The 25,263-nt window shown below is 37.3% G+C and carries 29 protein-coding genes; 21 read left to right on the top strand and 8 right to left on the bottom strand.

Annotation, left to right across the window (positions count from 1 at the left end):
• Positions 1 to 45: 45 nt before the first annotated feature.
• A complete protein-coding gene (locus RE409_RS16225; protein WP_201185299.1) occupies positions 46 to 375 on the bottom strand; it encodes a YckD family protein in 330 nt (109 codons plus the stop codon).
• A gap of 298 nt (positions 376 to 673) precedes the next feature.
• Between RE409_RS16225 and RE409_RS16220 the strand changes: the two genes are divergently transcribed.
• Positions 674 to 814 carry a lmo0937 family membrane protein gene (locus RE409_RS16220; RefSeq protein ID WP_201185297.1) on the top strand — a complete coding sequence of 47 codons (141 nt, stop codon included), beginning with the start codon at positions 674 to 676 and terminating at the stop codon, positions 812 to 814.
• Between the two features lie 116 nt (positions 815 to 930).
• Here the strand turns inward: RE409_RS16220 and RE409_RS16215 are convergent, their stop codons facing one another.
• Together RE409_RS16215 and RE409_RS16210 are read right to left on the bottom strand one after the other, a co-directional pair.
• Positions 931 to 1,851: an NAD(P)/FAD-dependent oxidoreductase gene (locus tag RE409_RS16215; RefSeq protein WP_309557809.1), complete on the bottom strand. Its 921-nt coding sequence runs from the start codon at positions 1,849 to 1,851 to the stop codon at positions 931 to 933.
• A 145-nt stretch (positions 1,852 to 1,996) separates the two neighbouring features.
• The gene (locus RE409_RS16210; RefSeq protein WP_053346472.1) at positions 1,997 to 2,320 is read right to left on the bottom strand and encodes a winged helix-turn-helix transcriptional regulator; all 324 of its coding nucleotides are present in this window, start codon (positions 2,318 to 2,320) and stop codon (positions 1,997 to 1,999) included.
• A 273-nt stretch (positions 2,321 to 2,593) separates the two neighbouring features.
• On the opposite strand from RE409_RS16210, the gene RE409_RS16205 reads away from it, so the two are divergent.
• The 3 genes from RE409_RS16205 to RE409_RS16195 all read left to right on the top strand — a co-directional run bounded on the left by RE409_RS16205 (position 2,594) and on the right by RE409_RS16195 (position 5,290).
• A complete protein-coding gene (locus RE409_RS16205; RefSeq protein ID WP_201253631.1) occupies positions 2,594 to 3,673 on the top strand; it encodes a nitric oxide synthase oxygenase in 1,080 nt (359 codons plus the stop codon).
• A 62-nt stretch (positions 3,674 to 3,735) separates the two neighbouring features.
• A complete protein-coding gene (locus RE409_RS16200) occupies positions 3,736 to 4,005 on the top strand; it encodes a hypothetical protein (protein ID WP_242486037.1) in 270 nt (89 codons plus the stop codon).
• Positions 4,006 to 4,351: 346 nt separating this feature from the next.
• On the top strand, positions 4,352 to 5,290 hold the full coding sequence (locus RE409_RS16195) for a magnesium transporter CorA family protein (protein WP_201250785.1): 939 nt from the start codon (positions 4,352 to 4,354) through the stop codon (positions 5,288 to 5,290).
• A gap of 31 nt (positions 5,291 to 5,321) precedes the next feature.
• Here RE409_RS16195 and RE409_RS16190 read toward each other — a convergent pair whose 3' ends face one another.
• Positions 5,322 to 5,516 (bottom strand): hypothetical protein, encoded by a 195-nt coding sequence (locus RE409_RS16190; protein ID WP_201224103.1) that lies wholly within the window; start codon positions 5,514 to 5,516, stop codon positions 5,322 to 5,324.
• A 100-nt stretch (positions 5,517 to 5,616) separates the two neighbouring features.
• Between RE409_RS16190 and RE409_RS16185 the strand changes: the two genes are divergently transcribed.
• Complete coding sequence (locus RE409_RS16185; protein WP_309557808.1) at positions 5,617 to 5,778, top strand: hypothetical protein; 162 nt, start codon at positions 5,617 to 5,619, stop codon at positions 5,776 to 5,778.
• A gap of 36 nt (positions 5,779 to 5,814) precedes the next feature.
• Here the strand turns inward: RE409_RS16185 and RE409_RS16180 are convergent, their stop codons facing one another.
• Positions 5,815 to 5,949, bottom strand: a complete 135-nt coding sequence (locus RE409_RS16180; RefSeq protein ID WP_098176396.1) for a YuzL family protein — start codon at positions 5,947 to 5,949, stop codon at positions 5,815 to 5,817.
• 98 nt (positions 5,950 to 6,047) lie between these two features.
• Between RE409_RS16180 and RE409_RS16175 the strand changes: the two genes are divergently transcribed.
• Positions 6,048 to 6,299, top strand: coding sequence for a YkuS family protein (locus tag RE409_RS16175; RefSeq protein WP_056520657.1), 252 nt, complete (start codon positions 6,048 to 6,050; stop codon positions 6,297 to 6,299).
• 45 nt (positions 6,300 to 6,344) lie between these two features.
• On the opposite strand, the gene RE409_RS16170 is transcribed toward RE409_RS16175, so the two are convergent.
• Entirely contained in the window at positions 6,345 to 6,797 is a 453-nt protein-coding gene (locus RE409_RS16170) for an OsmC family protein (RefSeq protein ID WP_201224104.1), read from the bottom strand.
• Between the two features lie 266 nt (positions 6,798 to 7,063).
• Between RE409_RS16170 and RE409_RS16165 the strand changes: the two genes are divergently transcribed.
• Genes RE409_RS16165 through RE409_RS16155 form a run of 3 tightly spaced genes read left to right on the top strand, consistent with a single transcriptional unit; the run spans position 7,064 to position 9,425 of the window.
• The gene (locus tag RE409_RS16165) at positions 7,064 to 7,825 is read left to right on the top strand and encodes an SDR family oxidoreductase (protein ID WP_201250982.1); all 762 of its coding nucleotides are present in this window, start codon (positions 7,064 to 7,066) and stop codon (positions 7,823 to 7,825) included.
• A gap of 24 nt (positions 7,826 to 7,849) precedes the next feature.
• Positions 7,850 to 8,377, top strand: a complete 528-nt coding sequence (locus tag RE409_RS16160) for a hypothetical protein (RefSeq protein WP_201250786.1) — start codon at positions 7,850 to 7,852, stop codon at positions 8,375 to 8,377.
• Entirely contained in the window at positions 8,370 to 9,425 is a 1,056-nt protein-coding gene (locus RE409_RS16155; protein WP_242485405.1) for an alpha/beta fold hydrolase, read from the top strand. Before RE409_RS16160 ends, RE409_RS16155 begins: the two co-directional genes overlap by 8 nt.
• Before the next feature lie 189 nt (positions 9,426 to 9,614).
• Here the strand turns inward: RE409_RS16155 and RE409_RS16150 are convergent, their stop codons facing one another.
• On the bottom strand, positions 9,615 to 9,737 hold the full coding sequence (locus RE409_RS16150; protein ID WP_274608152.1) for a hypothetical protein: 123 nt from the start codon (positions 9,735 to 9,737) through the stop codon (positions 9,615 to 9,617).
• 446 nt (positions 9,738 to 10,183) lie between these two features.
• Between RE409_RS16150 and RE409_RS16145 the strand changes: the two genes are divergently transcribed.
• The 9 genes from RE409_RS16145 (at position 10,184) to RE409_RS16105 (ending at position 18,966) form a co-directional block, all read left to right on the top strand.
• Positions 10,184 to 11,161, top strand: coding sequence for a ring-cleaving dioxygenase (locus RE409_RS16145; RefSeq protein WP_201224106.1), 978 nt, complete (start codon positions 10,184 to 10,186; stop codon positions 11,159 to 11,161).
• 24 nt (positions 11,162 to 11,185) lie between these two features.
• On the top strand, positions 11,186 to 12,133 hold the full coding sequence (locus RE409_RS16140) for a ring-cleaving dioxygenase (RefSeq protein WP_201185281.1): 948 nt from the start codon (positions 11,186 to 11,188) through the stop codon (positions 12,131 to 12,133).
• Positions 12,134 to 12,138: 5 nt separating this feature from the next.
• A complete protein-coding gene (locus tag RE409_RS16135; protein WP_201225151.1) occupies positions 12,139 to 12,753 on the top strand; it encodes an alpha/beta hydrolase in 615 nt (204 codons plus the stop codon).
• A gap of 14 nt (positions 12,754 to 12,767) precedes the next feature.
• Positions 12,768 to 13,376 (top strand): flavin reductase family protein, encoded by a 609-nt coding sequence (locus tag RE409_RS16130; protein WP_053348102.1) that lies wholly within the window; start codon positions 12,768 to 12,770, stop codon positions 13,374 to 13,376.
• A 413-nt stretch (positions 13,377 to 13,789) separates the two neighbouring features.
• Positions 13,790 to 14,233, top strand: a complete 444-nt coding sequence (locus RE409_RS16125) for an SRPBCC family protein (RefSeq protein WP_053346460.1) — start codon at positions 13,790 to 13,792, stop codon at positions 14,231 to 14,233.
• 184 nt (positions 14,234 to 14,417) lie between these two features.
• On the top strand, positions 14,418 to 14,681 hold the full coding sequence (locus tag RE409_RS16120; protein WP_053346459.1) for a metal-sensitive transcriptional regulator: 264 nt from the start codon (positions 14,418 to 14,420) through the stop codon (positions 14,679 to 14,681).
• Between the two features lie 248 nt (positions 14,682 to 14,929).
• Positions 14,930 to 16,387: a cardiolipin synthase gene (cls, locus tag RE409_RS16115; protein ID WP_056520642.1), complete on the top strand. Its 1,458-nt coding sequence runs from the start codon at positions 14,930 to 14,932 to the stop codon at positions 16,385 to 16,387.
• 82 nt (positions 16,388 to 16,469) lie between these two features.
• On the top strand, positions 16,470 to 17,219 hold the full coding sequence (locus RE409_RS16110) for a (S)-benzoin forming benzil reductase (RefSeq protein WP_309557807.1): 750 nt from the start codon (positions 16,470 to 16,472) through the stop codon (positions 17,217 to 17,219).
• Positions 17,220 to 17,703: 484 nt separating this feature from the next.
• Positions 17,704 to 18,966 carry a LysM peptidoglycan-binding domain-containing protein gene (locus RE409_RS16105; protein ID WP_309557806.1) on the top strand — a complete coding sequence of 421 codons (1,263 nt, stop codon included), beginning with the start codon at positions 17,704 to 17,706 and terminating at the stop codon, positions 18,964 to 18,966.
• Between the two features lie 259 nt (positions 18,967 to 19,225).
• On the opposite strand, the gene RE409_RS16100 is transcribed toward RE409_RS16105, so the two are convergent.
• Positions 19,226 to 20,428, bottom strand: a complete 1,203-nt coding sequence (locus tag RE409_RS16100) for an MFS transporter (protein WP_201185277.1) — start codon at positions 20,426 to 20,428, stop codon at positions 19,226 to 19,228.
• Positions 20,429 to 20,650: 222 nt separating this feature from the next.
• Between RE409_RS16100 and RE409_RS16095 the strand changes: the two genes are divergently transcribed.
• The 3 genes from RE409_RS16095 (at position 20,651) to RE409_RS16085 (ending at position 25,248) form a co-directional block, all read left to right on the top strand.
• On the top strand, positions 20,651 to 22,366 hold the full coding sequence (locus tag RE409_RS16095) for an ABC transporter ATP-binding protein (RefSeq protein ID WP_201185276.1): 1,716 nt from the start codon (positions 20,651 to 20,653) through the stop codon (positions 22,364 to 22,366).
• A gap of 171 nt (positions 22,367 to 22,537) precedes the next feature.
• Complete coding sequence (locus RE409_RS16090) at positions 22,538 to 22,756, top strand: hypothetical protein (RefSeq protein ID WP_201185275.1); 219 nt, start codon at positions 22,538 to 22,540, stop codon at positions 22,754 to 22,756.
• Between the two features lie 1,469 nt (positions 22,757 to 24,225).
• The gene (locus RE409_RS16085; RefSeq protein ID WP_201185273.1) at positions 24,226 to 25,248 is read left to right on the top strand and encodes a TRAP transporter substrate-binding protein; all 1,023 of its coding nucleotides are present in this window, start codon (positions 24,226 to 24,228) and stop codon (positions 25,246 to 25,248) included.
• The last annotated feature ends 15 nt before the right edge of the window (positions 25,249 to 25,263 follow it).

The raw sequence follows: 25,263 nt of genomic DNA, 5'->3' as shown, positions 1-25,263 counted from the left end.
TCAAGATATATGGATAAATAAATTGTTAATAGGTTGTTTCCTTGATTAATTAGACTTGTGTTGTGTATGTGGACGGTGAGGCGGAATTTGGAAATTGTGTTCTTCCATCATTTTATAATGCTTTTCAAAGTGTGAAAACATTTTATCGGCTTCTTCCTTGGAAAGTGCCCCGAACTCTACGTATTTTTCAATTAATTTCTTTTTGTCCGCCAGAATCTGCTGTTGGATTTTTGCGAGTTCTGCCTTTTGGGCATCGGTGAATTGTACGCTTTCTGGTTTATCAGATTTTTGAGTATCCATTGCTGAAGCCGGGTGATTCAAACTTAAAAAGAATAGAGAACAAACGGCAAAACAAATGACTAAAAACTTTTTCATGAATAAACGTCTCCTTTGTTATTTGTCTTATTAAAGCTGTGGAACCTATTTAAAAAACTTACTATTGTGCCTTCTAATAGGTTTCTCAGCTGCAGGAAGAATTACTTTATACCTTTTTATCTTTTACAGCATTAACAGATATATGTAATATTTTTCTGTTCATTCGCTAGATGGTTTGTAAGAGGCTGAAATGGGTAATGTAAATTTAAGGTTGAAACTTTTGCAGGAACTCATCATCACGGAAGTGAAATTTATGGAGTCAGATGATGAATATGACTGAGAAGAAAGGAAGATTATAATGTTTTGGACGATAATAGGGGCATTAATATTAATATGGGTACTTGGTTTAGTGTTTAAAGTGGCCGCGGGCTTTATTCATATATTGCTTATCATAGCGGTCATTCTTATACTTGTTAAGGTTTTTCAAGGGAGAAGATGAGTGTAGATTTACTTGCGATTCGATGGTCATACGCAATAGCATTTATAAGTGTACAAATACAAAGAGCGCCCTCGCATATAGGGCGCATTTTTGAGTTTTCTATAAGTTAACTTGCTTTAATCCATGTAAGGAGGTGGTTCACCCATCAGTCTTTTGTGTATCCATATTGCGGCCTGAGTCCCGTCTCCCATGGAAATGGTGACTTGTTCGGAATGGGCAACAAGGTCGCCACCAGCCCAGACACCGTTAATATTAGTTTCTTTTGTACGTGGATGGATAACGACGTGATTACTATCATTTACCTTCACACCTAATTGCAAGGCAAGATTATTATTCAGTTTGTTACCTTTAAAAGCGGTGAATGCCTTTTCAGCTTCAATTATTTTCCCATTTACTAATTGAATCGCTGTCAACTGTTGTTTAGCATCAATAATTGCTTCTTGTACTTCTTCTTCGTATACAGGAATCTTATTTTCCTCCAGCTTTTTTCTATACTTATCATCAATTTTTGATTTTAAGTGATTTACGTAAACGATATCTTTTGACCAATATAATAGAGTAAGGGCCATACCTGCACCCGCATTTCCCCCGCCGAGAACCACCGTTTGCTTATTCATAATTTCATAACCATCGCAGTCGGGGCAAATATAGGTGGATGTTCCAAGAGTGGGATAGAGGTTTTTAATCGGAGGGATGTTATCGGTAATGCCTGTTCCGAGAAAAATTGTTTTTGCTTGGTATTCCAGGCTATTCGCTGTACGAATGAAAAACTTGTCCTGTCTTTTTTCCAGTAATGTCACAGAATCATTAAAGAATTCGACACCGAATTTTTCTGCGTGCTGTCTGCCGAGACGTCTTAATTGGCTGCCGCTCACTCCGTCTGGCCATCCAAGTATATTATGGTAAGCCTTAGCTATTGTAGATCGGCCGTGTGCAGAATCAATTACGATAATATCATGTTTATATCTACCGAGCTGAATGGCTGCTTGGATACCGGCGATTCCCCCGCCAATAATAATGCAGTCTGCTTGCTTCATAAATTCACCGCCCATAATTTTAGGAATAAACCTAGTTTTATTCTTTCTGTAAAAAATATACCACCAGACATAGATCGGTAAACTATTGGAAGACATAAAAAGAGGATAATCGCCATTTGCGACCTTCCTCTTTTTCTTGCATATGCTATTGATTCTGTATTGGTTCGAGCCATTCTTGTGCCCAGTGTTGAATTTCAGTCATTACGGGCGCAAGAGCTTTGCCTTTTTCTGTTAAAGAATATTCAATCCTGACAGGTGTCTCTGGATAAACGTCTCTTTTTACAATACCTTCAAATTCCAAGTCCTTTAAACGTTCAGAAAGAATCCTGCCACTGATTGGGAAGGCAGATTCAATATTACAAAACCGTTGAGGGCCAGTAAGCAATTGATTGACAATCAATCCAGTCCAACGTTTACTCAAGATTTGCATGCCTTTTTCAAATCGCGGACAAAGTGTCGTATTATTCATCATATCACCCCATTATTATATATTATAATGCATTTACCGCTTCTGTAACAACTTTACCGAATATTATTTAGTTACTAGAGACGTTTTAGTATAAAAAATATATTAGCTTACTTAAGGTATAATATAAGATGTTAGAAAAATTTTCGCCTCGAAAATGCCACATTTTAAAAGAAATGATCATTCAAAAAGAAGTTCCTTTAGAGATAAAATGAGAAATGTGGTACTTTATTAGTGAACTAAAAGTTTGTGTAAATGGAAGGATTCGTGGGATAGATGAGTGATTTACTGCAAGAGGCCGTATCCTTTATCAGGAAATGCTATTCAGAATTAGTAAAAACAGAAGAAGAAACGAATAGTAGAATTGAACATATTAAAAAGGAAATTATAGATACAGGTAGATATGAACATACATTAGAAGAATTAGAACATGGTGCTAAATTAGCATGGCGTAATAGCAATCGCTGCATTGGTCGCTTTTTTTGGGAGTCGTTGAGAGTGATTGATAAAAGGATGCTTCAAAGCGAAGAAGATATTTCATCCGCTCTTTTTGAACATATTGGTTACGCTACGAATAATGGAAACATCAGACCTGTGATTACGATTTTCAAACAAAAAGATGATGAAAAAAAGGTGGATATTTGGAATCACCAGCTTATCCGCTACGCAGGGTATGAAACAGAACATGGTGTTATTGGAGATCCAAGTTCAGTAGAATTTACGAAGCAATGCCAAGCATTAGGGTGGGAAGGGAAATTTGGATCTTTCGATGTTTTACCACTTGTAGTCCAGTTGGACGGAGAAGAACCGAAACTTTATGAAATTCCTAAAGAACTAGTTAAAGAAGTTCCAATCAGCCATCCTGAATTTTCCTGGTTCACAGATCTTGAGATTAAATGGTATGCAGTTCCAATCATTTCAGGCATGAGACTTGAAATCGGCGGTATTACATATACTGCTGCACCATTTAATGGCTGGTATATGGGGACGGAGATTGGTGCGAGAAACCTTGCAGATGAGGATCGCTACAATATGCTTCCCAAAATAGGCGAGAAGATGGGTTTGAATATTAAACGAGAATCTAATCTATGGAAAGATCGAGCCTTGATTGAATTAAATGAAGCGGTCCTTTATTCCTTTAAAAAATATGGCGTTAGCATTGTGGATCACCATACAGCCGCTAAACAGTTCAAGAAATTTGAGGAAAGAGAATCCTCTTGTAACCGAAAAGTAACGGGGGATTGGACATGGCTAATTCCCCCAGTCTCACCAGCTACGACACACGTTTTTCATAAACCGTATAACAATGAAATAATAAAGCCGAATTTCTTTTATCAAAAGCCTCCATATAATTAGAGGTTTACGTTAACTTACACTGGGTATATTTATATTAATCCAACGTAAGGAGGAAGGTAATGATGGCATTAGGAAGAAACGTAGTATTGCTAGGAGTCGGAGTTGCCGGAGTCTCGTTTTTATCAACAAAAACGAACAGAGGAAAAGTGAAGGATATATGGTCCAATGCAAAAGATAAGACTATGAGCTTATGGCAAAAAAAACATTCAAATTTGGATCCTTTAATTGAAAAGGCAGGTCACCCGGATCCATATGATCATGAAGATAATAAAATGGTTGACGAAGGCGCTATGTACAGTGTGAACTACTATAATAATGCGAAGCATGGATAATTAAGTGAAGAATCGCTTGGGGATGTCCCCAAGCGATTTTTTTATGATATTATTCTTTGGCATATTTATAAAATTTCTTGCTTTTAAAAGTAAATAATCAGAAAATTCTAAATTTATATTAGGTAGTTTCAAGGTGGGAAATTCGTTATTGTGCTTTATTAGAATAAGGATTAAGATAAAAGAATCGAAAGGAAGTGGATACAAGTGAGCAGCAGTTCTTATGATCCTGAACCCAGAAAGCAAGAGGAAGCCAATATGATGCTAGACGTCGAGACTGTTATTCTTCCTGAGTATCTGCTCGAAGAAGGTAAATAGTGCTTTCTCTATAGAAGAGGAGGTCAACTAAATGATTGAAATCTACAAGACGAATGAAAACCGTATTCTGAATAAAACCGGGGAAATGACAAAAGGTTCTTGGGTGAACATTGTTACACCGACAGAAGCCGAAATTGAATATATATGTACGACTTTGCAATTACCGATTAATTTCATGAAAGATCCGCTAGATGATGAGGAACGGCCACGAATCGAAAAAGAAGATGATAATGTGTTAATTATCGTCGATTTTCCTTATTTGACTCAAGACGAAGCGAACCTGCCTATCTATGAAACGATTCCCATTGGGATGATCTTTACCAAAGACTGTTTTATTACAGTATCATTAAAAGAGACTCCTATATTAACAAACTTTAAAAACAATAAAATCAAAGGGTTTTTTACAAACAAGAAGACAAGGTTTGCCTTGCAATTATTATTTGAAATTTCATCTTATTATTTACGTTATTTAAAACAAATTAACAAGATGACTAATGAAGCGGAACGTGAATTGCACCAGTCAATGAAAAACAAAGAACTATATACATTCTTAGCATTGGAAAAAAGCCTGGTTTATTTTACGACATCATTGAAATCTAATAGGGTTGTTCTTGATAAAATTCTCCGTTTTAATTATTTGAAAATGTATGAGGAAGATAAAGATTTACTAGAGGACGTAATTATCGAAAATGCACAAGCTATTGAAATGGCAGAAGTGTATCTATCGATTCTTAGCGGGATGATGGATGCGTTCGCTTCCATTATATCCAATAATGTTAATAATGCTATGAAGTTCCTAACATCAGTTACGATTATATTAACACTCCCAACCATGGTGGCGAGTTTTTACGGAATGAATGTAGAACTCCCGTTTGAACATAGTTCGTTTGCATTTATCTTTACTTTATTAATTGCTATTACTTTAGCGGGTACAACAGCATTTATTTTTTGGAAAAAGAAATATTTTTAAGGTTAACCGGCTTACAAGTAAGCCGGTTTTGTTATGATTCCTCAAAATATTCTTCAAAGCCTTCACTGCTTATTCTATCGGTATAGGGGTTCTTATCCGTTACATTCTTTGTATCTAAATTTGTTTTAATGACTAGTCTGGGGCTTTGTGATGATTGCGCAATGATACGGTCATTTAAATCCTTAAAATCTGGTAACTCCTTATTGCCGGGATTGTTTGGTTCCAAAAAAATCACCTCCACTTGTATCTTTGGAAAAAATGATGCAATGTATTCATGAATATGCTCGTTGATGGAAATCATAAAAGAACAAGAGGAGGAGATTATGATGACTACATGGAATGAGCAGGCAGCTCCTGATAATAATTTAAAGGCAACTGATATAAAACCAGAAAGAGCTGTAAAAGCAAAATCGAAAACAATGATCATTGATGAAAATCAATTGAATGATGTGAAAATTCAACAGGAAATCATGAAACAGAATATATAATAACAAAATGGGCCTAGTTTTAGGCCCATTTTGTTATTATGAACGTTTCTGCTTTTTTTGTGATGAGGATTGGGTAAAGGAACCAGTTTCTTTCGTTGTTGTACCTTGTCCCTCTATTTGTGAAGAACCTAAACGAGTTTGCGATGCGTCTTTTTTATTTTTTCCATTCATATTTATCACCTCGACATTACTTTTCCTATTTCCTTTGCATCCTATACATATATTGAAGGTAAAAAGGACAGCTTAGCAAGTAGAGGAGGTGTGTGTTGATGTCAAAAATCGGTGTTGAAGAATCATTAACGAATATTCAGGAAGCACTTCGTGAAAAAGGTTTTGATGTTGTAGAGATTAAACAAGAAGCTGACGCAAAAAACTTGGACTGTTGTGTGGTAACAGGTTTGGAAACTAATGTGATGGGAATAATCGATACTTCATCTAAAGCTTCTATCATAGAGGCAAATGGTTTATCGGCTGATGAAGTGTGCCGCGAGGTTGAAAATAAAATTAACTCTATTCAATAGTACAAAAAGTGCCTAACCCTCTATAGGGTTAGGCACTTCTTCTGTTCAGGGCTGAGCTATGGAAATAGTAGCGATTAATTCAACTTCTACATTGCCTTTGATGGCTCGGGAAATCATACAACTTGATTCCGCTTTTACTGCAAGTTTCCGGGCTTTTTCTGCCTCCTTTTCCGATGTAATGGATGCTAATACGAGAGTTGGCCGATGAATGATTTTCTTGTAAGTGAATACACCATTCGTAACATCCACTAAGGCTTCTGATTGCATAGTCAAACTGACCTTTTCAATTTTACTTCGCTCTAACATGGCAGCAAAGGTAATGATATAGCAAGTCGAAGCTGCTCCGAGCAGCATTTCATCCGGATTAGTTCCAATCCCAGGTCCTTCCATTTCGGTTGGCACGCTTATTTGGGTCTGAAGATTCCCCGATTGAATCGTGCCGATATCATTTCTTCCGCCTGGCCATTCCGCGCTTAAATGAAAGTGATGCATCGTCATATCTAAAACCTCCTTAATATTCTTTTAGTGTAAACGAATAAACAGGGTATGTATTCGATTTTGCTCGTAAATCAGGAAGTAATCTCATACATATTGAATTCATATGGAAAGCAAAAATTAATAAAGCTAGTGAAACAAAAAGGCAGAGGCATTAGGCTATTTTAAGCACCATAATGGATAGGCTTTTCTATAATAATATAAATCGCTTTATAAAAAGATAGATATTTCATTACGGGAGGGTTGATAAGTTGACAACATTAAGTAATATGTTCGATTTAACGAATAAAACGGCTATTATTACCGGAGGCGGTAGAGGGCTAGGCAAACAGATAGCTTTGGCGCTGGCAGAGGCAGGAGCTAATATTGTTATTGCCTCACGCAATCTTTCTGTATGTAAAGAGGTTTGTGATCACCTACAATCATTAGGAATTAAAGCGATCGCCTTTGAATGTGATATTACCAATAAGAGTGACATCGAACATGTTGTAAAAGAAACTGTTTCTCAATTCGGTGCCATTGATATTCTTGTCAATAATAGCGGTACATCTTGGTCAGGCCCGCTATTGGATGTTCCTGAGGATAAATGGGAGAAAGTGTTGAAGGTAAATGTTACGGGTACGTTCTTGTTTTCGCAAGCTGTAGCAAAGGTCATGTTACAGCAAAAGGCCGGTAAAATCATTAATATTGCATCTGTGTCGGGTCTTGGCGGTTCGATACCTGAAGTATTGGATACCATTGCTTATAACACAAGTAAGGGCGCTGTGATAACAATGACTAAGGATCTAGGGGTTAAACTTGCTAGACACGGGATTCAAGTCAACGCGATAGCACCAGGCTTTTTCCCGACTAAAATCACAAAAAAAATCCTTGAAGAATCCAACTTTGACATCGTAGGTCAAACTCCGGCTGGCCGGTTTGGTAATGAAGAGGATTTAAAAGGAGCCGCCGTTTTTTTAGCCTCGAAAGCGTCCGATTATTTGGTTGGACATGTTTTAATCGTTGACGGAGGTATAGCAGCATTAGCATAATCCGAGAAGAGAGGAACGATATATATGGCAGAAAAATCAGATTTATATAAAGAGCTAAAAGTGTTTGGCAAACAAAAAGAGCAACAGTTGAATAGTAAAATTCAGGAGTTAATAAATAATAGGGAGTTAATAGAATCAGTTAGTAGAAGTTCACAAATGCAGGTTCCAGAGATAATAAAGATGCAGGAGGCCTCAGAAAGAAGGTCCATTATCATGAATTATCCCACAAAAAAAGATGTAGCCAATATTGCGAAATTAGTCCTCCAGCTCGAAGAAAAAATTGACAAATTAGAAGAGCTACTTTCCACTGTAATTCCACAAAGGGATGGGTTTCTTAGAAGTCAACCTTCTTTGAGTGATTTAGGGGTCGTTTATTCATTAGGTAGTAAAAAAATGAACTCAAGAGAGGAATCTAATAAAAAGGAAGTTAGTAAAAAAATGAACTCAAGAGGGGAATCTAACAAAAAGGAAGAGAATAGAAAAAGGATTTTAGATTTAATAAACCAATTACAAGATTTAAAGTTTGTTGGACAGGGGAATAGAAATGTCTAAACGAAAAGTGCCAAAAAATCAACCTGAATCGATTTCTAAATGGAAACATTTTTCGGATATTCCCAATCAGCCTATGCCGGAAATGGGATTAACACCAAAAATTTCGGTGTGGAAAAAAAATAAATCTACACTTTGGTATTATCCGGCGGTAAAAAAAAAATATAACGTGCCGGTTTTTCTAATTTATTCACTCATCAATACCCCGTTAATTCTCGATTTAGCTCCAGGTAATAGTTTAATAGAAGCTTTTGTAAATGAAGGGTTTGAAGTGTATTTGCTTGATTTTGGAAGTCCAGGCTATGAAGATGGGGACATCTCGATTGATGATTATATCGTCGATTACATTCAAAAAGGAGTCCAGCGCGCATTGCGACACTCCGGAGCGTCAGAGATAACTGTGATGGGTTTTTGTCTTGGAGGTACAATAGCTGCTATGTATGCGGCTATTGCAGACGAGCCTGTTAAGAATTTAATTCTCTCCGTTACACCTATAGATTTTAGTGCCTCCCAATCTTTTGATCAATGGCAAGCTGCAATAAAAGATGGTACCGCAGATTTTGACGAGACGATTGACATTTTTAAAACGATCCCAGCTAGTGAGGTTAAATATGGAATCCGCTTGATCACATCACCTATCTATATATCACCCTATCTGTCTTTATTAAATCAAGCTGATGATGAAGAATATGTTCAACATTGGCGTCGATTCAATGCGTGGACAAATGGACACGTGCCTTTAGCTGGAGCGACTGCAAAACAGATAGGTCAAGATCTTGTGATAAACAATCGTTTGGTTAAGGGGAGTTTAAGAATCAGAGGAAAAAAAGCTAGGCTATCCAATATTGACGCTAGTGTATTAGTATCAGCAAATGAAAATGACCGTCTGGTACCGCAGGAAATGATTAATCCGGTTATGAAGCATTTGACTTGTAAGGATAAGACGTACATTCTCCTACCAAGTGGACATGCTTCCAAGGAGTATGTGAGTGGACTCCCACTTTACCTTAAGGAATGGCTTCCGAAGCGATCCTCTCCAATAAATAATTAACAGTTTTTGAAGGGAGATGTATGATGTACGTGGTAAATGAATATGAAAATTTTAAAATTATGCCAATTATAGGTTATTTAGGGTTTGCACCTGTAGTATTCACAAGATTTTTTGGAACAATTCCAGATTATATCGGTTGAAAATAGTAGGGCTGGCTCGGAAGTTGAGCCAGCCCTACTACTTTATGAGTTATATTTTTACTCGATCTTCAAGTGGGGAGAAGGTTTTATCACCTGGATAGGCAGTGGGTTTTCCAAATGGCATCGGTGCAGTCAGCTTCCAATTCTGATGAATGTTCAATGTCTTGCTCATTTCGACACCAATTTAGGGATTATAGTGCTGAAGGCTGCTCTGAACCCTTTAATTTCTAAGGCTGTCCAAACGACAAACTGAAAAATACCTGACGATTAGTTGGACCAAATCGGGAAGTTTTCAGCATACAATTTAAATGGCTCTTGAAGACCTTTAATAAAAGCCTGATAATCAACAAATAAAAACTTACCATATCCATTTTCTCTACTGATTGTCTGAAATTTTTTTTATAATAAGTAGAAATAAATGGTCGTATTTTTTTCATAGTATTTTCTATAAGTGAAAGGCAAGAATGGTTGACAAAAATATCACTCTAGTTTATCTTTAAATCAAGATATTTGGATTAAAAGTATTGTTCTTTATGCTGATACCTCGAAGTCGAGATATTAATCACAGGTTAATTTATCTCTCTAAAGGGGAGATATATATAGAAAGGAGTGGTGCAGATGGAATTAAAAGGATTGCATCACGTTTCGGCGATTACGGCTAGAGCGGGTGGGAATTTTGATTTCTACACGAAAACGTTAGGGTTTCGATTAATCAAAAAAACGGTGAATCAGGATGATATTCGTGTGTATCACTTATTTTACGGAGACGAGGCAGGTTCTCCGGGGACAGAACTAACGTTTTTTGAAATACCTCAAGCTGCCCGTACACATGAGGGGAACAATAGTATTTCAGAAATTGCTCTAAGAGTGAAAGATAATAAAGCGCTGGATTTTTGGAAAAAACGGTTTGTAGAATATAATGTTGAGCACGGCGAAGTAACGACTCGTTTTCAACGACAGGTACTTGCATTTAAAGATCCAGAAGGGCAGAGACTACTACTGGTTTCCGATCAGGATAATAAAGGCGTTCACGGAGGAGTGCCATGGGATAAGAGCCCGGTACCGAAGGAATTTTCTATCCTTGGATTAGGACCAGTTAAGCTTACAGTTCCTAATATTGAACCGACTGAAAGAGTACTTACTGAGGTGTTGGGGTTCAGGAAATCAGGCGCTTATTCATCATCTATAAGGGGTCAAAGCAAGATTATCGTTTATGAGACAGGCAAAGGTGGAACTGGTGCAGAAATTCATATTGAAGAGCGGAATGACTTGCCGCGTGAACGACTAGGAAGGGGAGGCGTACACCATGTTGCCTTTCGTGTCGATAACGAAGAAGAACTGAGAAAATGGATAGCAAAATTAAATGAATCAAGTTTAATAAACTCTGGGTTTATTGACCGTTTTTACTTTCGTTCCCTCTATTTTAGGGAACCAAATGGTATATTGTTTGAACTAGCAACAGACGGACCTGGTTTTGCAACGGATGAAGAAGAGCAATACCTAGGAGAGTCTTTGGCCTTGCCACCCTTTTTAGAATCAAAAAGAGCGGATATAGAGGCGAATTTAAAACCACTAAATACAAAATCTACATTTTAATTGAATTGAAAGGTGGTTGACACCATGCGAAAGCAGACAAAAGGAATTCATCATATAACCGCCATAGTAGGTAATCCGCAAGAGAATGTGGATTTCTATGCAGGGGTATTGGGAATGCGAATGGTGAAAAAAACTGTGAATTTTGATGATCCAGGTACCTATCATTTATATTTCGGAGATGAATCAGGTTCACCTGGCTCCATCATCACTTTCTTTCCGTGGCCTGATGCATACCAAGGAAGAATTGGTTCCGGACAAGTAGGGATTACGACATATGTCGTTCCAGAAGGATCTATTGAATTCTGGGAACTACGTTTATCCAAATTTAATATTGAATTCGAGAAAGCCACCCGTTTCGGAGAGGAATATCTCGAATTTAACGATCCTCATGGTTTGCACCTTGAACTTGTCGCTCGTAAAGAGGGTAAAAATAGCGAGTGGTCATTTGGCGGTGTGCCTGCTGATAAGGCGGTCAAAGGGTTCGGTGGCGCGATATTATTGACGGCAAAACCGGACAAAACGATGAAATTATTAGAAGAAGTGATGGGATTGAAGAGAATTGCAGAAGAAGGGGACTTTATTCGCTTCAAATCCAATTCAGACATCGGGAATTTGATTGATATCAAAAAAACTATTATGCCAATTGGGAAAATAGGAGTAGGGACAGTACATCATCTCGCATGGCGTGCGAATGATTTTGATGATCATAAGGATTGGAGAGAGCATATCGGAAGCTTTGGCTATGGAGTGACACCTTTTACGGACCGTCAATATTTCGATGCCATTTATTTCCGTGAAGAAGGCGGCATTCTTTTTGAAGTTGCCACAGATCCACCCGGATTTGCTCACGATGAATCGAAGGAAACAATGGGAAGTAAATTAATGCTGCCACAATGGTTGGAAGAAAAGCGAGAAATTATGGAAAAAACGTTACTTCCGGCTGTACCAAGGGTTCTTAAGGAGGATATATAATGTTAATGAAACATATTTTTGAAAAAGGAAGTAATCCAGGAGCTCCGTTACTTTTGCTTTTGCATGGTACAGGGGGAACGGAAACAGACCTTTTACCATTAGTAGAAATGGTTTCACCAGGTTCATCCGTATTGAGTGTGCGCGGAAATGTTCTTGAAAACGGTATGCCACGTTTTTTTCGAAGGTTGGCTGAGGGTATTTTTGATGAAGAGGATTTGATTTTTCGTACAAAAGAGCTTAATGACTTCTTGGATATAGCAGCCGAAAAGTACGATTTTGACCGTGAGAATGTGGTAGCATTAGGTTATTCTAATGGTGCTAATATCGCTGCAAGTTTGATGTTTCATTTTGAAGGGGCATTAAAAGGGGCAATTCTTCACCATCCAATGGTTCCTAGACGAGGGATGACTTTGCCGTCACTTTCCGATGTACCTATCTTTATTGCCGCTGGGAAAAACGATCCGATTTGCCCGGCTCAAGAAACGGGTGAACTTTTGCAACTCTTACAGCAAGCAGGTGCGACAGTCGACATTCACTGGGAAAATCACGGACATCAGTTAACACGATCAGAGGTCGAAGCAGCTAGTTCATGGTTTCAAAAACATTTATTTAAAGATTGAAAGAGGGAGAGAAGATGATTTCAGTAAATCCTGAAGGTCTAAGTGAACGGGAAAATTATAAATTTTTGACTGGAAGTATTATTCCAAGACCCGTAGCCCTTGTTACCACACAATCTGAAACTGGAGTATTCAATATAGCGCCGTTTAGTTTTTTTAATATAGTCAGTTCTAATCCTCCAATGATTTCAGTATCCGTTCAAAGGAAAAAAGGAGTGTCAAAAGATACTGCACGAAATGCGATTGAAACCGGTGAATTTGTTGTTCACATCACTGATGAAGACAATGTTGTAGATGCAAATCAAACTGCAGCAGAACTCCCAGCTGAGGAAAGTGAATTAAGGCTAACTAATTTCACGACGACGGCTAGTGATAAGGTTGCGGTTCCTGGGTTACGAGAAGCGAAGGTGCGCCTTGAATGCAAACTTGAACGGGCTATACCATTAGCTGGTTCATCAGATAAACCAGGTTGCGATTTGTTGATAGGGAAAGTAGTGTGCTACCATATCAAGCAAGACATCTATCACAATGGTCGAATTGACCAGAATGGACTCAAACCAGTAGCCCGGTTAGCCGGTCATACGTATACTAAACTAGGCGAGTTATTTGATCTTGAGCGTCCTTAAAAATCACATTTGGATACAACAAATGGCGACATCTTTATTAGATGTCGCCATTGTTCTTACTGTTATTTTTTAAGATAAAGACTTTATTCATGTAGTTACATGTATTTTTTGTTTGTCCCTTAGTGGGGCAAGTAGACCCTTAATGCCTAATGCCGACAGGACCTAATGGGATGCTGAATGCAAGTGCGTTTATATCTTTTGTAATAACAAGTAACCCTGTTAAATCAACATTTTCATTTTAGGCTCATCTTTTGACGTATCATCTGTCATTACAGTCCTTCTTTTTAAATGGTCAAAATTGCAAGCGATATTGAGAAATTTGTTTCGGACTCTTTTCTAATATCAGGTCTAACCTAAAAGCTGCAATGAATACATTAAAAAGATGTAAGTAAAATGATTAAGGGGGAACTCAGTTGTCAGAAGGATTACATAGTATCATCTTACCCGTTTCAATTGAAAATGTATGGGGGTTTGTCAGTGTCATTGATCTATGGGCGCCTCTGGTCCCAGGATATATTAGTCATGAGATAATAAATGATGAGACACTCGTATGGGAGTTTAAAAGCGATTTGGGATTAATGAAAAAGAAAATTAAACTTGAAGTTGATATATTAGAATGGAACGAACCTAATAAGGTAACATTTAACCTTCGGGGATTAAATGAAAAATTTGATGGATATGGTTACTTTTTTGCTGAACAGATCGGGAAAGGACAGACTAAGATGACTGGTTGTCTTGCGATAATGGCTAAAGGAGCTAAAGCGCCGATTGTAAATGCGTTGTTAAAATCCTACGTTCCCCAAATGACTGTTGAATTTTCAGAGGCTATTGCACAAAATCTCCTTGTACAAAAATAGAGTATTTACCTATCGAATAAGGGTTATTTGAGATAAATACTTGACAAGTATACCTGAGAGGTATGTATTATGAATTGTAAGGCGATAAGATTATTTTTTTACATTCATTCCATATGGGACTAAACGTGGATGATATGCCTGATAAGAATAATAAGTTACAAGGGATAGGAGGTCAACCTCACACATGGAATATGAAAAGCAAATGAAAAATAGAGTTAAACGAATTGAAGGACAGCTTCGTGGGATTTTGAAAATGATGGAAGAAAATAAAGACTGTAGAGATGTCGTAACACAGTTATCTGCCACTCGATCTGCAATCGACCGTACAATTGGTGTAATTGTGAGCTCCAATCTTGTAGAATGTGTCCGGGAAGCTAATGAGACAGGTGAAAAGAACCCTGAAGAACTTGTTAAAGAGGCAGTTAATTTATTAGTGAAAAGCCGATAAAATAAATGAGTTAAATACAATGTATCCTGTATATTGCAATGAAAGTTTGTATAAGAAGATTAAAAGTCACCCTGGCAGTTATGGATGTTTTAAGGGTTGGTTCGAAAATACTTAAATAGAGATAGGCCCCTACAGGAAGGGGCCTATTTTTGCGAATTTTTGTTTTCTTTTTTCTAATAGGCAAATCCTTTGATATAAAGAATTTGCATGTTATCCTTAAAGGGATAAAAATTGAGTGAGGGTATGCTATGGAATTTACGCATGTTACATCGGTTTTGTTAGGCCTCGTTATTATTCTTAATATTCTATTTGCAACGATTGTTATATTTTTTGAAAGAAGAGAAGCCAGCACGACCTGGGCTTGGTTATTGGTGTTATATTTTTTACCTGTAGTCGGTTTTATTTTATATCTTCTTTTTGGAACAAGTTTGAGGCACGCTCACTTATTCCAATGGGAGGATAAGAAAAAAATTGGGATTGAAGAAATCCTTGATAAACAGATGGAAGAGCTTTCTACGGATCACTTTCCTTTTCGAAATACCTCTTCGAGCAATTACCGTGATTTGATTTATATGCACCTTCGAAATAATGATGCAGTTCTGACGGAAGATAATCATGTCGATATTTTTTCGGATGGAAGAAAGAAGTTTGAACAGCTTTTTAAAGATATCGAAGAGGCAGAAAACCATATACATATACAATATTATATTATTCAAAGAGACGGTCTCGGAAAACGGTTCATTGAGGCTTTGACGAAAAAAGCAAATGAAGGTGTCAAAGTCCGCCTGCTTTATGATGAATTAGGGTCAAGGGGAATGACAAAAAGTTTTTTCAAGGACTTTAGGCAGGCAGGCGGCAGAGTGGAAGCATTTTTTCCATCCAAGTTAAAATTTATTAATTTACGTTTGAATTTCCGTAATCATCGAAAGCTCGTCATCATAGATGGAAAAGTAGGGTATGTTGGGGGCTTTAATGTCGGAGATGAATATTTGGGGCTTAATCCAAAGTTCGGTTATTGGCGTGATACACACCTTAGAATAAAGGGATCGGCGGTCAAAGCCATTCAAACTCGTTTTATTCTTGATTGGAATCAGGCTTCAAAAAATCATGATATTATTTATCAGCCACATTATTTTCCTAATTTGAAGCCTCAGGGTAATATTGATTTGCAAATTGTGACAAGTGGTCCTGATTCTGAATGGGAACAAATAAAAAATGGCTATATTAAATTAATTTCTTCAGCAAAGAAATCGATTCTGATTCAAACACCTTACTTTATACCGGATGCTAGTTTATTGGATGCACTCCGGATTGCCAGCTTGTCAGGGCTGGATGTGAAAATCATGATTCCAAATAAACCTGATCATCTTTTCGTTTATTGGGCAACAACCTTTAATGCAGGGCAGTTATTAAGAGCGGGAGCTAAGGTATACATCTATGATAACGGTTTTATACATGCGAAAATGATTGTTGTGGACGAAGAGGTCTCTTCGGTCGGTACTGCTAACATTGATGTCCGGAGTTTTAAATTGAATTTTGAAGTCAATGCCTTTATTTATGATGAAGGAATGGCCGAAACGCTGACGAAAAATTTTTATAATGATGTAGAAGTTTGTAGACAACTAACAATTGAAGAGTTTGAAAAACGTTCAAAGTGGATTCGTTTTAAAGAGTCCATAGCAAGGCTGTTATCACCCATTTTATAATTTTTATTCGGAGCAGCCAAACACTATACGGGCTGCTTCTTTTGGTACAATAAATAATAATCAATGAAAGGGAGGAATTGTGGTGAAGACTTTTATAATCACAGGAGCTTCGAGAGGATTAGGTGCAGCTATTGCTAAGCAATGCTTGCAGAAAAGTGACCATTGTATTTTATTATCCCGTACAGCTCATCCTGAAATGGTGGAAATAGCTGCTCAATCCGGAACAAAACTTACTTTTATTTCCGTTGATTTAATTGAAATTGAGCAGCTTACTTCGTTAGTCAATAAGATTCTTGAAGAGGTCGATGAAAAAAGCGAGATTTACTTTGTTAATAATGCTGGTGTAATTGAACCAATCAAGCCGGTAGGAAATCTGGGACAGGAAAGTTTGGAAACCAGCATGCGAGTAAATTTTATGGCACCAGTAGTATTAGCAGATGCATTCGTTAAACGAACAAAGCATTGGGACCGAAAGAAGGTTATGGTCAACATTTCTTCAGGAGCAGCGAAAAATCCCTATCATGGCTGGGCTGCCTACTGTAGTACAAAGGCGGGACTTGAAATGTTCACCCGTGTTGCAGGGTTGGAACAGGATAAGGCGCCTTTCCCTATGACTCTCATATCTTTTTCACCAGGTGTAATGGACACAGGGATGCAAGAAACAATTCGTTCAGCTAATGAACAGGACTTTTCCGACAGGGAAAAATTTCATGACTATAAAGAAAAAGGCAATCTAAGAAGCCCAGAATTCGTTGCGGAAAAACTATTGGAGCTACTCGAAGTGGATGAGTTGGAAAATGGGAAGTTTTACGATATTAAAAGTTTACTTTGAGGTATAGAAGAAAAGCTGGGATGGAAACTTAGCAAATAGTATTAAAAGTAAGAGGTTGTCCTTTTGGACAGCCTCTTTTCATTTTAAACAGTGATGATAATATATTTTTCTCTTTGTACACTTCTCTCATTTTGACAAGGTTCTATCTATGTAAACCAATTTTCTTTGCTTCATATGATTTTCGAAGTACATTTCATAAAGAGTGTAAGTAGTTTGCAGCCAGACCAATAGAAATGGTTTTGTTGACAATTTGATAATTCCTTTAAATTAGCCTCCTATGACTGTTTTTTTGCGTCATGTATAAAAGTGCGGGGAGACTGGAATATTGTAAGTTTTATTTACAAATCAATCAGTATAGATTAATAACATGGCGACTCTGAGTGTCAATATATTCAGAATATGCAACACGATGAAAATTTGATAATTCGTTCTATATAAATGCCCGAATAACATACACTTTTTCAAGGGAGTGGGAGGGTTTTGAATGACGATCGTTATTGTGAAAAAAGGTGATAGCCTATGGGGAATTGCGAAAATGAATAAGGTTGACCCATCGAGGATAGTCGAAGTTAACGGATTGGAATCAACAGCACTGGTTCCGGGTCTGGCGTTGTATATCCCGGATGACAAAGTGGTGAATCGAACGTATCTTATAAAAAATGGTGATACGCTCTCTGAAATTGCCCGACGTTTTGGAACAAGTATAGCGGCCATCATGAAAGCAAATCCAGGGCTTGTTGCAAGCTCACTTAAGGTCGACACGGAAATTTTGATTCCGTCTCCTTATAAAAATCAATTGATCACGCTTGGGTTTGCCTTCCCAACTTCAGGTGGAGTAGTGTTTAAAACGCTTGAGGAGAATGGTGATAAGTTATCCTATTTAGCAATTGTAGCTTATTCCTTTACCAAGGAAGGCTATGCATTCGTTGATGGTGATGATCTCCCTCTTATCGCGAAATGCGAACAGACCGGGGTGACGCCACTATTGATGATCCGGAATTTTCAAGACGGTGATTTTGATGCTGACTTGGCGGGTGAAGTTCTCACTAGTTCGATTTACAGAGGGAATTTGATTAATAGTATGCTGAATATCGTAAGGGAGAAAGGCTATGGGGGGGTCAGTATGGACATCGAATTCATCCCTCCTGCAAGACGGTCTGATTATGTGCTTTTTTTAAAAGAATTAAAAGAGGGGTTGAACGAACTAATTCTTCATGTTAACGTACATGCAAAAACTTCAGATAATCCTGACAATCGAATTGTAGGCGGTCATGATTATCGGGGAATTGGAGAGGTAGCCGACCTTGTTGCCGTGATGACAATTGATTTTGGGTATCCAACGGGCCCACCCGAACCAATTTCTCCACTTTGGTGGATGGTCGAGGTTCTTCGTTACGCTTTAACGAATATCCCTGCGTATAAATTGCAGTCGGCATTTCCTATGTATGGATACGATTGGATTGTACCAAGCAATGAGACGAAGGCATTATCAGCGCAAAATGCACAAAATCTTGCCATTGCGACTGGCTCGGAAATCTCTTTCGACACGTCAGCGGCATCACCTACCTATTCTTATAGAAAAGAAAACTTGGATCATGTCGTTTGGTTTGAAGATATCCGTTCGATAAGCGCAAAATATGAAGTGATTGATTCCTATGAACTGATAGGTGCCACCTATTGGCAGATTGGTTTGGAATTTCCGCAGAATTGGGCGTATATGGAACAGAATATTATAATTATAAAATAGAATGTTTTGGTGTAAGTAATGAGCATTAAAAAGAGAATATCGATCAACCGTGCAATTTTGGATCGTTCTGTTGGCATGCTGTTAACGGGTCCAAGCAAGTTCCTACCGAGGAAAAATATGAGGACAGGACAGCCAATCATGATCAACACAGCCTTGGGTGTCATAAAAAGGGAAAGGAGCTACGAAATGAAAGCTCCTTTCAAATACAGAAACAAATGGAGGTACAGTTACACAGACAAGAAGGCTTGCAGTGAGGATTTTATATTTCTTTCCCTTGAAAGTCCTTCCTTTTCCAAATCGCATAAAGAAAGGCAATGAATATTAAAATTGAAGAGAATTGGAAAGTTGTTTTGACACCGTATGTTTCCGTTATATAGCCTAGAAGCAGAACGGAACTTGCAAAGGTAAGATTGATAACAGCTCCCCAAACCGCATATATTTTTGCTAATGTTTTTTCCGATGCTTGATCTTGGATAAGCTTGGTGTAAAATACATCCCGAATTTGTTCTGGGAGGCCGTACAGACATGCTAGCAGCAAAGCAATTGCTGGATTAGTGTTGGCACCGAATAGCAGTGTCAGTAGGGCACTGAGAAATAGTCCGAAAACAATGAAAAAGCAGATATATCTTTCTAGTAACTTTGCAAAACGGATGACAAGCAATCCACTAACAATCATGCCGATAAAGTAGCTTGTGTTAATATACCCCCACCATTGCTCTCCTAGTTTTAAGTTCTGTTCGACATATACATATATAATAGCAGCGATCCAGACGCTAGATGCTAAAGTTGTTATAAAATCAAGGGAGATGAGTGTACGGATAGTTGGTTTTTTTCGGATCGCCACCCATCCGGATTTAATCGAATCCCGACTTGATGAAAGAATGGTTTCTGCTGTTTGTTCAGTGATTTCAATTTTTATGGTACAGATTGTTGAAACGGCATAAAGTATAACTGTCATCCAAATAATAAAGCTACTGTTGGTGGATATTAATAAAACAGAACCAAGTGGCCACCCTGAGACAAAGATTGTCTGGGTGATTACATTCAAAAAACCATTTGCCCTTATCAATTCTTCTTTTGGAACTAATTGAGGAGTCAAAGCTGCACTTACCGGGGCAGCTACTCCATCTAATAATGAAATCATGGCGATAAAGATTAGAGCTACCACAGCAAAAGCTTGATTAAAATTAGTTATATTGATTCCTAGTATAATGAGTAAGATAGTTTTCCACAATTGTGATAGTACAAGGATTCGTTTTAAAGTAAATCTGTCAATAATGAGAGGTGCAAGTAAACTGCTGATAAACCGAAAAATCGTTGTTGTGAACGGAAGCAAGCTCAAATAAAGAGCCGATCCTGTTAAGGCATATATAAGTGAAATCAACCCGACTACATAAAATATATCTCCAAGATTAGCAAACGCCTGACCAATCCAAAGGTGGCGAAACGATTTGTTCTTCATGATTACCATCCTTTTGAATGAATAATGTTATATGGTATTAGAATGGATTTTTAAAATTACACTGGATTTCACTCCTTAAAATTAATAGGTTTATGAGCCGGGTTAGTGGCTGTTTAATATAGATAATTTTACCATAATTTTAGCTTCGTAATCCGAAATACTTGAAGATTAATGAATATGGAATTATACTCCTTTATATATGTTTAAAAGGAGAATAATTTGATGATTCGACGTTTTGCTTCATATTACCTGCCACATAAGCGGTTATTCATTATTGATTTCTTCAGTGCAGTGGTTGTTGCTGTGCTTGAACTTGCTTTTCCGCTAGCTGTTCAATGGTTTATAGATACACTGTTGCCGGGGGACGATTGGTCGGCAATTGTTTCTGTGAGTGCGGGCTTATTACTTCTCTATATTATTAGTACATTCTTGCAGTTTATCGTAGGTTACTGGGGGCATAAACTGGGGATTAATATCGAAACTGATATGCGCGAAGAGCTATTTGAACATGTTCAAAAACAGTCTTTTAGATTTTTCGATAACACAAAAACTGGCCATATCATGAGCCGAATCACGAATGATTTGTTTGATATCGGAGAACTAGCACACCATGGTCCCGAAGATTTATTCATTGCTATTATGACCTTTATTGGAGCTTTTTGGATTATGTTGACGATCAATGTGAAGTTGGCGCTCATATCCGTTTGTATATTGCCATTCCTTGTTTTGCTAATTGTTATAAGTAATTTAAAGATGAATAAAGCATGGAAGCAAATGTACAAAGAAGTTGCAGATGTTAATGCACGTGTGGAAGACAGCGTCTCAGGTGTTAGGGTCGTTCAGTCTTTTACTAATGAAACATATGAAATGGAACGATTTTCGACGAATAATCGCAGATTCCGTAAGGCGAAGTTACTTGGATATAAGGTAATGTCCTTCAGCTTATCAGGCATTTACATGATGACAAGGTTTATGACACTCGCAGTGTTAGTAATGGGTGCTTGGCTTACTTTTCATGGACAGCTCTCATATGGGGAACTAGTCGCGTTTGTCTTATATGTGAACGTTTTATTTAAGCCAATCGATAAAATCAGTGCGTTGATGGAAATATATCCGAAAGGGATGGCTGGATTTAAGCGTTTTACTGAACTTCTGGATATAGAGCCAGATGTCGAGGATAAAAAGAATGCATTTGCCGTTAATGCTCTTTTAGGTGATATTTCTTTTAATGATGTCACTTTTAATTATGAAGACAAAAAAACTGTTTTAAAAGGCATTGATTTGAATATCAAAGCTGGTGAAACCATTGCTTTTGTAGGTCCATCCGGAGCTGGAAAAACGACTATCTGTTCGTTAATCCCTAGATTCTATGATGTTATTTCCGGTTCAATTTCTATTGATGGAATTGATATTCGAGAGATGACAAAAAAATCACTACGGTCACAAATAGGCATAGTCCAGCAAGATGTGTTTCTTTTTACAGGAACATTAAAAGAGAATATCTCATACGGATTGCTTAATGCAACGCATGAACAAATTCAAGAAGCAGCAAGAAAAGCCCATCTAGAGGCTTTCATTGAAGGATTACCAGAAGGATATGAAACTCAAATAGGTGAGCGAGGTTTAAAGTTATCGGGAGGACAGAAACAAAGAATTGCAATCGCCAGGATGTTCTTAAAAAATCCACCGATATTAATTCTCGATGAGGCAACATCTGCGCTTGATACTGAAACCGAAAGAATCATCCAGCAGGCACTTACCGAACTTGCTGAAAATAGAACTACACTCATTATCGCCCACCGATTAGCAACGATTCGAAACGCCGACAAAATTATTGTTGTTACAGAAGAAGGAATTGCTGAAGAGGGCCGCCATGAAGACTTACTTAAGCAAGGTGGTATCTTTGCTAATCTGCATAAATTACAATTTCAAAAATAATAGTGATCTAAAGCTACATGTCCATTCATTGAGGATATGTAGCTTTCTTAATTTATTTGAATTATTCCTCAGTTATTGAAGTAATTTTAATTAATGATAACAAAGTTACGGGAAAAAAGTTTGCAAGGGAATTATAAATTTTTACTATATAAACATGTAGGGGTGCGTTAATTGGTTACGGATATCATTAAAAGAATGGAAGATTTCATGAATGAAATGGAGGGAAAATGGGGGGCAATGGATAAAGAGTTTGATAAAGTACAATTTCAGGAGGATATCTCAAAAAGGTTCCAAACAACTTTATACACCCTTAAGGACTCACTTTTTATGCAAGAGCAAATCGAAATTGAAAAATGGAAGAATCATGTGCAGAAACAATTGGAAGGATAGCTTGCTCAAGTATCAAGATTTATTTAAAGAAGAATCTCCCGCAAGTAAAAAAAGCATCAGTAATCTCTTTGAATAAAAGGGGTTACTGATGCTTTTTGATTTGCTTTATAGGCCTAAGATTAAGGCCATATCGAAAGTGGCGGAAACTTCATCAAGTTGCTGAGCATTATTGCATACCTAAAAGAGAAACTGACTTTTCGATATTAGTGCTTAAAAACGGAACGTATCATGCGTTAAGTAACCGGAACCCTGAATTCAGAAGGCAAGATTAACTATTAAAATGGCTCCATCAAAAATCCGGCGATTAAGCATGAGAGCTATCGTAAAATATAAAAAGTTCAAGAAAACTCCGTCCATGTCAGATTCATTGGAATAGTGCGAAGGAAGGTGAAGTTAAGTACCTCCGAATGTCACCATAATGAAAAATAAAAGAATGGATTGATAAATCGTAACTTGCTAACAGGTATAGGAATACTTTTTTATAGAATCGATAAGGCTAGGAGGATGCCGATAATCCCCGATAGCTCTATATATTATGAAAAATTATCATAATGTCAATCTCCGCCAAAATTAACTCGGGGGGAGGTCCGAATGCGAGAATAATTACCAGACATACCCTATAGTAACCCATTACCTCTCCAAGACGTTTAGGTCGAAAGAGGTTTAAACGATTGTCGAAACATGTGTTCTGGATGTTCCCCAGCCTACATTCTGAAGGTACCAAAACTTTATCTTTTTAGAAACATGTGATTCTGCTAGAGAATTGATTGATGCTATGGACAACAAAAATAACATCAAGAAGGTTTCTGTTAAAGAGAGTAGGAAAGAGCGACTTTAATGTCGACTAATCAATGTCTTAAGAAATCTTAAAAATATCCTAATATAGAAAAAATGAAACTTCTATTCATTCTTCAAATGGTTTAAATATTTATTGTTTAATTAATTTAGTGAAATTTCCAGAATGTTGTTATTCCACTTGTGAGTAAAAATCTTTGTGCTTGGGCTCAGTTGAAATAACTTCCTCCACCGAACCGAAAATGACAGATAGGGCAACAGAATTATGCTTTGTTTCCTTGAGGACATCGGGAGGAGATGTTTAAATATAGACTGGAAAGAAGAGTATCTATTGTATTTTGTTAAGTTGTTAAAAAATTCAAAAAATGGTTTGACAAGGATAAAAACAGAAGCTTATAATCAACGTAAGTTCTAATTTTGAAAACTGAGTTTTACATTATAGAACACATTTAATCTATATTTTAATACTGAAGAAAAACTTAGGTCTAAAAATTGTATAAATAATGGGTAAACAGATATTTATTGATAAACAATCTTCCTTGCTCCGGTTAAAACAAAACGGAGTTTTATATTATAAAACAAGATTCTGTGAAACTAACAAGAAATAGTAAGGGGAAGTTCTTAATATCAGTCTATAATGATAACGCTTACAAAAACTATTGGGGGTGTTTTAAATGAAAAAAAGAAAGTTTTATGGATTTGCCACAAGCGTAACTCTTGCTGGGGTATTACTTCTTTCAGGATGTGGAAGTGAGGGAGAAAAGACTAGCGGTGGGATTGAAAAGAAAACCATTAAAGTTGCACATTATTTTGCTGAAGATCATCCTCAAAATATTGCATTAAAAGAAAAATTCAAAACACAGGTTGAAAAGGAAAGCAATGGAGAATTAGAGGTCCAAATTTATGCTAACAGTACATTAGGAGCGGAAAAAGAATTTTATGATGGTGTCAGAAACGGAACAATCGAAATGGGTATCCCAGGTCTAATAATGCAGGCTGACATTCCTAAAATGGGGGTTCCTGAATGGCCATTCCTATTTAGAGATTTCGAACATGTAAAATCGGTACTGAATGGCCCGATCGGTGAAGAATTGACAGCTGACCTAAATCCAAAACATGGAGTAACACCACTAGCATGGAGTGCAAATGGATTTAGAATGTTTTCGAGCAATCGTACGATAGAAAGTATGGATGACTTTGATGGTCTTCGACTTAGAATGCCCAACATTCCAAACTACATAAAACTAGGTGAATCGCTCGGAACAAACGTTAGTCCACTGCCTATTTCTGAAGTATTTACTGCTCTTGAACAAAAGGTAGTAGATGCTCAAGAAAACCCTATTGCTACTCTTAGATCCTCAGGATGGAATGAAGTACAAAGTGATGTACTAGAATCAAAGCATATGTTTAGCCCTAATATTTACATTATTAATAGCAAATTCTTTAACGGTTTGACTAAGGAACAACAAAAGATTATTGAAACAGCAGCAAAAGAAGCAGCAGCATATGAGTTTGAATTACTGGAACAAAGCTATGAAGATGATAAAAAATTCCTCCAGGATAATGGAATCAAATTTACTACGCCTGACGAAAGATTTACCCAAGAAATGGTAGAGGCGTCTCAACCTGTATATGATGAAGTCTTTGCAGAAAATGATTGGGCAAAAGAGCTAGTTGGAAAAATTAAAGCAGAATAAAGCAAGGTCATAGGA

This window comes from Peribacillus sp. R9-11 (assembly GCF_031345095.1).
In the GTDB taxonomy this organism is placed as follows: Bacteria; Bacillota; Bacilli; order Bacillales; family DSM-1321; genus Peribacillus; species Peribacillus butanolivorans.
This window is presented reverse-complemented; position numbering and strand designations above follow the sequence as displayed.

Bases quoted from the DNA above. Each gene is read 5' to 3' on its own strand.
- RE409_RS16225 (WP_201185299.1), bottom strand. From the start codon at position 375: ATGAAAAAGTTTTTAGTCATTTGTTTTGCCGTTTGTTCTCTATTCTTT.
- RE409_RS16220 (WP_201185297.1), top strand. From the start codon at position 674: ATGTTTTGGACGATAATAGGGGCATTAATATTAATATGGGTACTTGGT.
- RE409_RS16215 (WP_309557809.1), bottom strand. From the start codon at position 1,851: ATGAAGCAAGCAGACTGCATTATTATTGGCGGGGGAATCGCCGGTATC.
- RE409_RS16210 (WP_053346472.1), bottom strand. From the start codon at position 2,320: ATGAATAATACGACACTTTGTCCGCGATTTGAAAAAGGCATGCAAATC.
- RE409_RS16205 (WP_201253631.1), top strand. From the start codon at position 2,594: ATGAGTGATTTACTGCAAGAGGCCGTATCCTTTATCAGGAAATGCTAT.
- RE409_RS16200 (WP_242486037.1), top strand. From the start codon at position 3,736: ATGGCATTAGGAAGAAACGTAGTATTGCTAGGAGTCGGAGTTGCCGGA.
- RE409_RS16195 (WP_201250785.1), top strand. From the start codon at position 4,352: ATGATTGAAATCTACAAGACGAATGAAAACCGTATTCTGAATAAAACC.
- RE409_RS16185 (WP_309557808.1), top strand. From the start codon at position 5,617: ATGACTACATGGAATGAGCAGGCAGCTCCTGATAATAATTTAAAGGCA.
- RE409_RS16180 (WP_098176396.1), bottom strand. From the start codon at position 5,949: ATGAATGGAAAAAATAAAAAAGACGCATCGCAAACTCGTTTAGGTTCT.
- RE409_RS16175 (WP_056520657.1), top strand. From the start codon at position 6,048: ATGTCAAAAATCGGTGTTGAAGAATCATTAACGAATATTCAGGAAGCA.
- RE409_RS16170 (WP_201224104.1), bottom strand. From the start codon at position 6,797: ATGACGATGCATCACTTTCATTTAAGCGCGGAATGGCCAGGCGGAAGA.
- RE409_RS16165 (WP_201250982.1), top strand. From the start codon at position 7,064: ATGTTCGATTTAACGAATAAAACGGCTATTATTACCGGAGGCGGTAGA.
- RE409_RS16160 (WP_201250786.1), top strand. From the start codon at position 7,850: ATGGCAGAAAAATCAGATTTATATAAAGAGCTAAAAGTGTTTGGCAAA.
- RE409_RS16155 (WP_242485405.1), top strand. From the start codon at position 8,370: ATGTCTAAACGAAAAGTGCCAAAAAATCAACCTGAATCGATTTCTAAA.
- RE409_RS16150 (WP_274608152.1), bottom strand. From the start codon at position 9,737: ATGAGCAAGACATTGAACATTCATCAGAATTGGAAGCTGACTGCACCG.
- RE409_RS16145 (WP_201224106.1), top strand. From the start codon at position 10,184: ATGGAATTAAAAGGATTGCATCACGTTTCGGCGATTACGGCTAGAGCG.
- RE409_RS16140 (WP_201185281.1), top strand. From the start codon at position 11,186: ATGCGAAAGCAGACAAAAGGAATTCATCATATAACCGCCATAGTAGGT.
- RE409_RS16135 (WP_201225151.1), top strand. From the start codon at position 12,139: ATGAAACATATTTTTGAAAAAGGAAGTAATCCAGGAGCTCCGTTACTT.
- RE409_RS16130 (WP_053348102.1), top strand. From the start codon at position 12,768: ATGATTTCAGTAAATCCTGAAGGTCTAAGTGAACGGGAAAATTATAAA.
- RE409_RS16120 (WP_053346459.1), top strand. From the start codon at position 14,418: ATGGAATATGAAAAGCAAATGAAAAATAGAGTTAAACGAATTGAAGGA.
- cls (WP_056520642.1), top strand. From the start codon at position 14,930: ATGGAATTTACGCATGTTACATCGGTTTTGTTAGGCCTCGTTATTATT.
- RE409_RS16105 (WP_309557806.1), top strand. From the start codon at position 17,704: ATGACGATCGTTATTGTGAAAAAAGGTGATAGCCTATGGGGAATTGCG.
- RE409_RS16100 (WP_201185277.1), bottom strand. From the start codon at position 20,428: ATGAAGAACAAATCGTTTCGCCACCTTTGGATTGGTCAGGCGTTTGCT.
- RE409_RS16095 (WP_201185276.1), top strand. From the start codon at position 20,651: ATGATTCGACGTTTTGCTTCATATTACCTGCCACATAAGCGGTTATTC.
- RE409_RS16085 (WP_201185273.1), top strand. From the start codon at position 24,226: ATGAAAAAAAGAAAGTTTTATGGATTTGCCACAAGCGTAACTCTTGCT.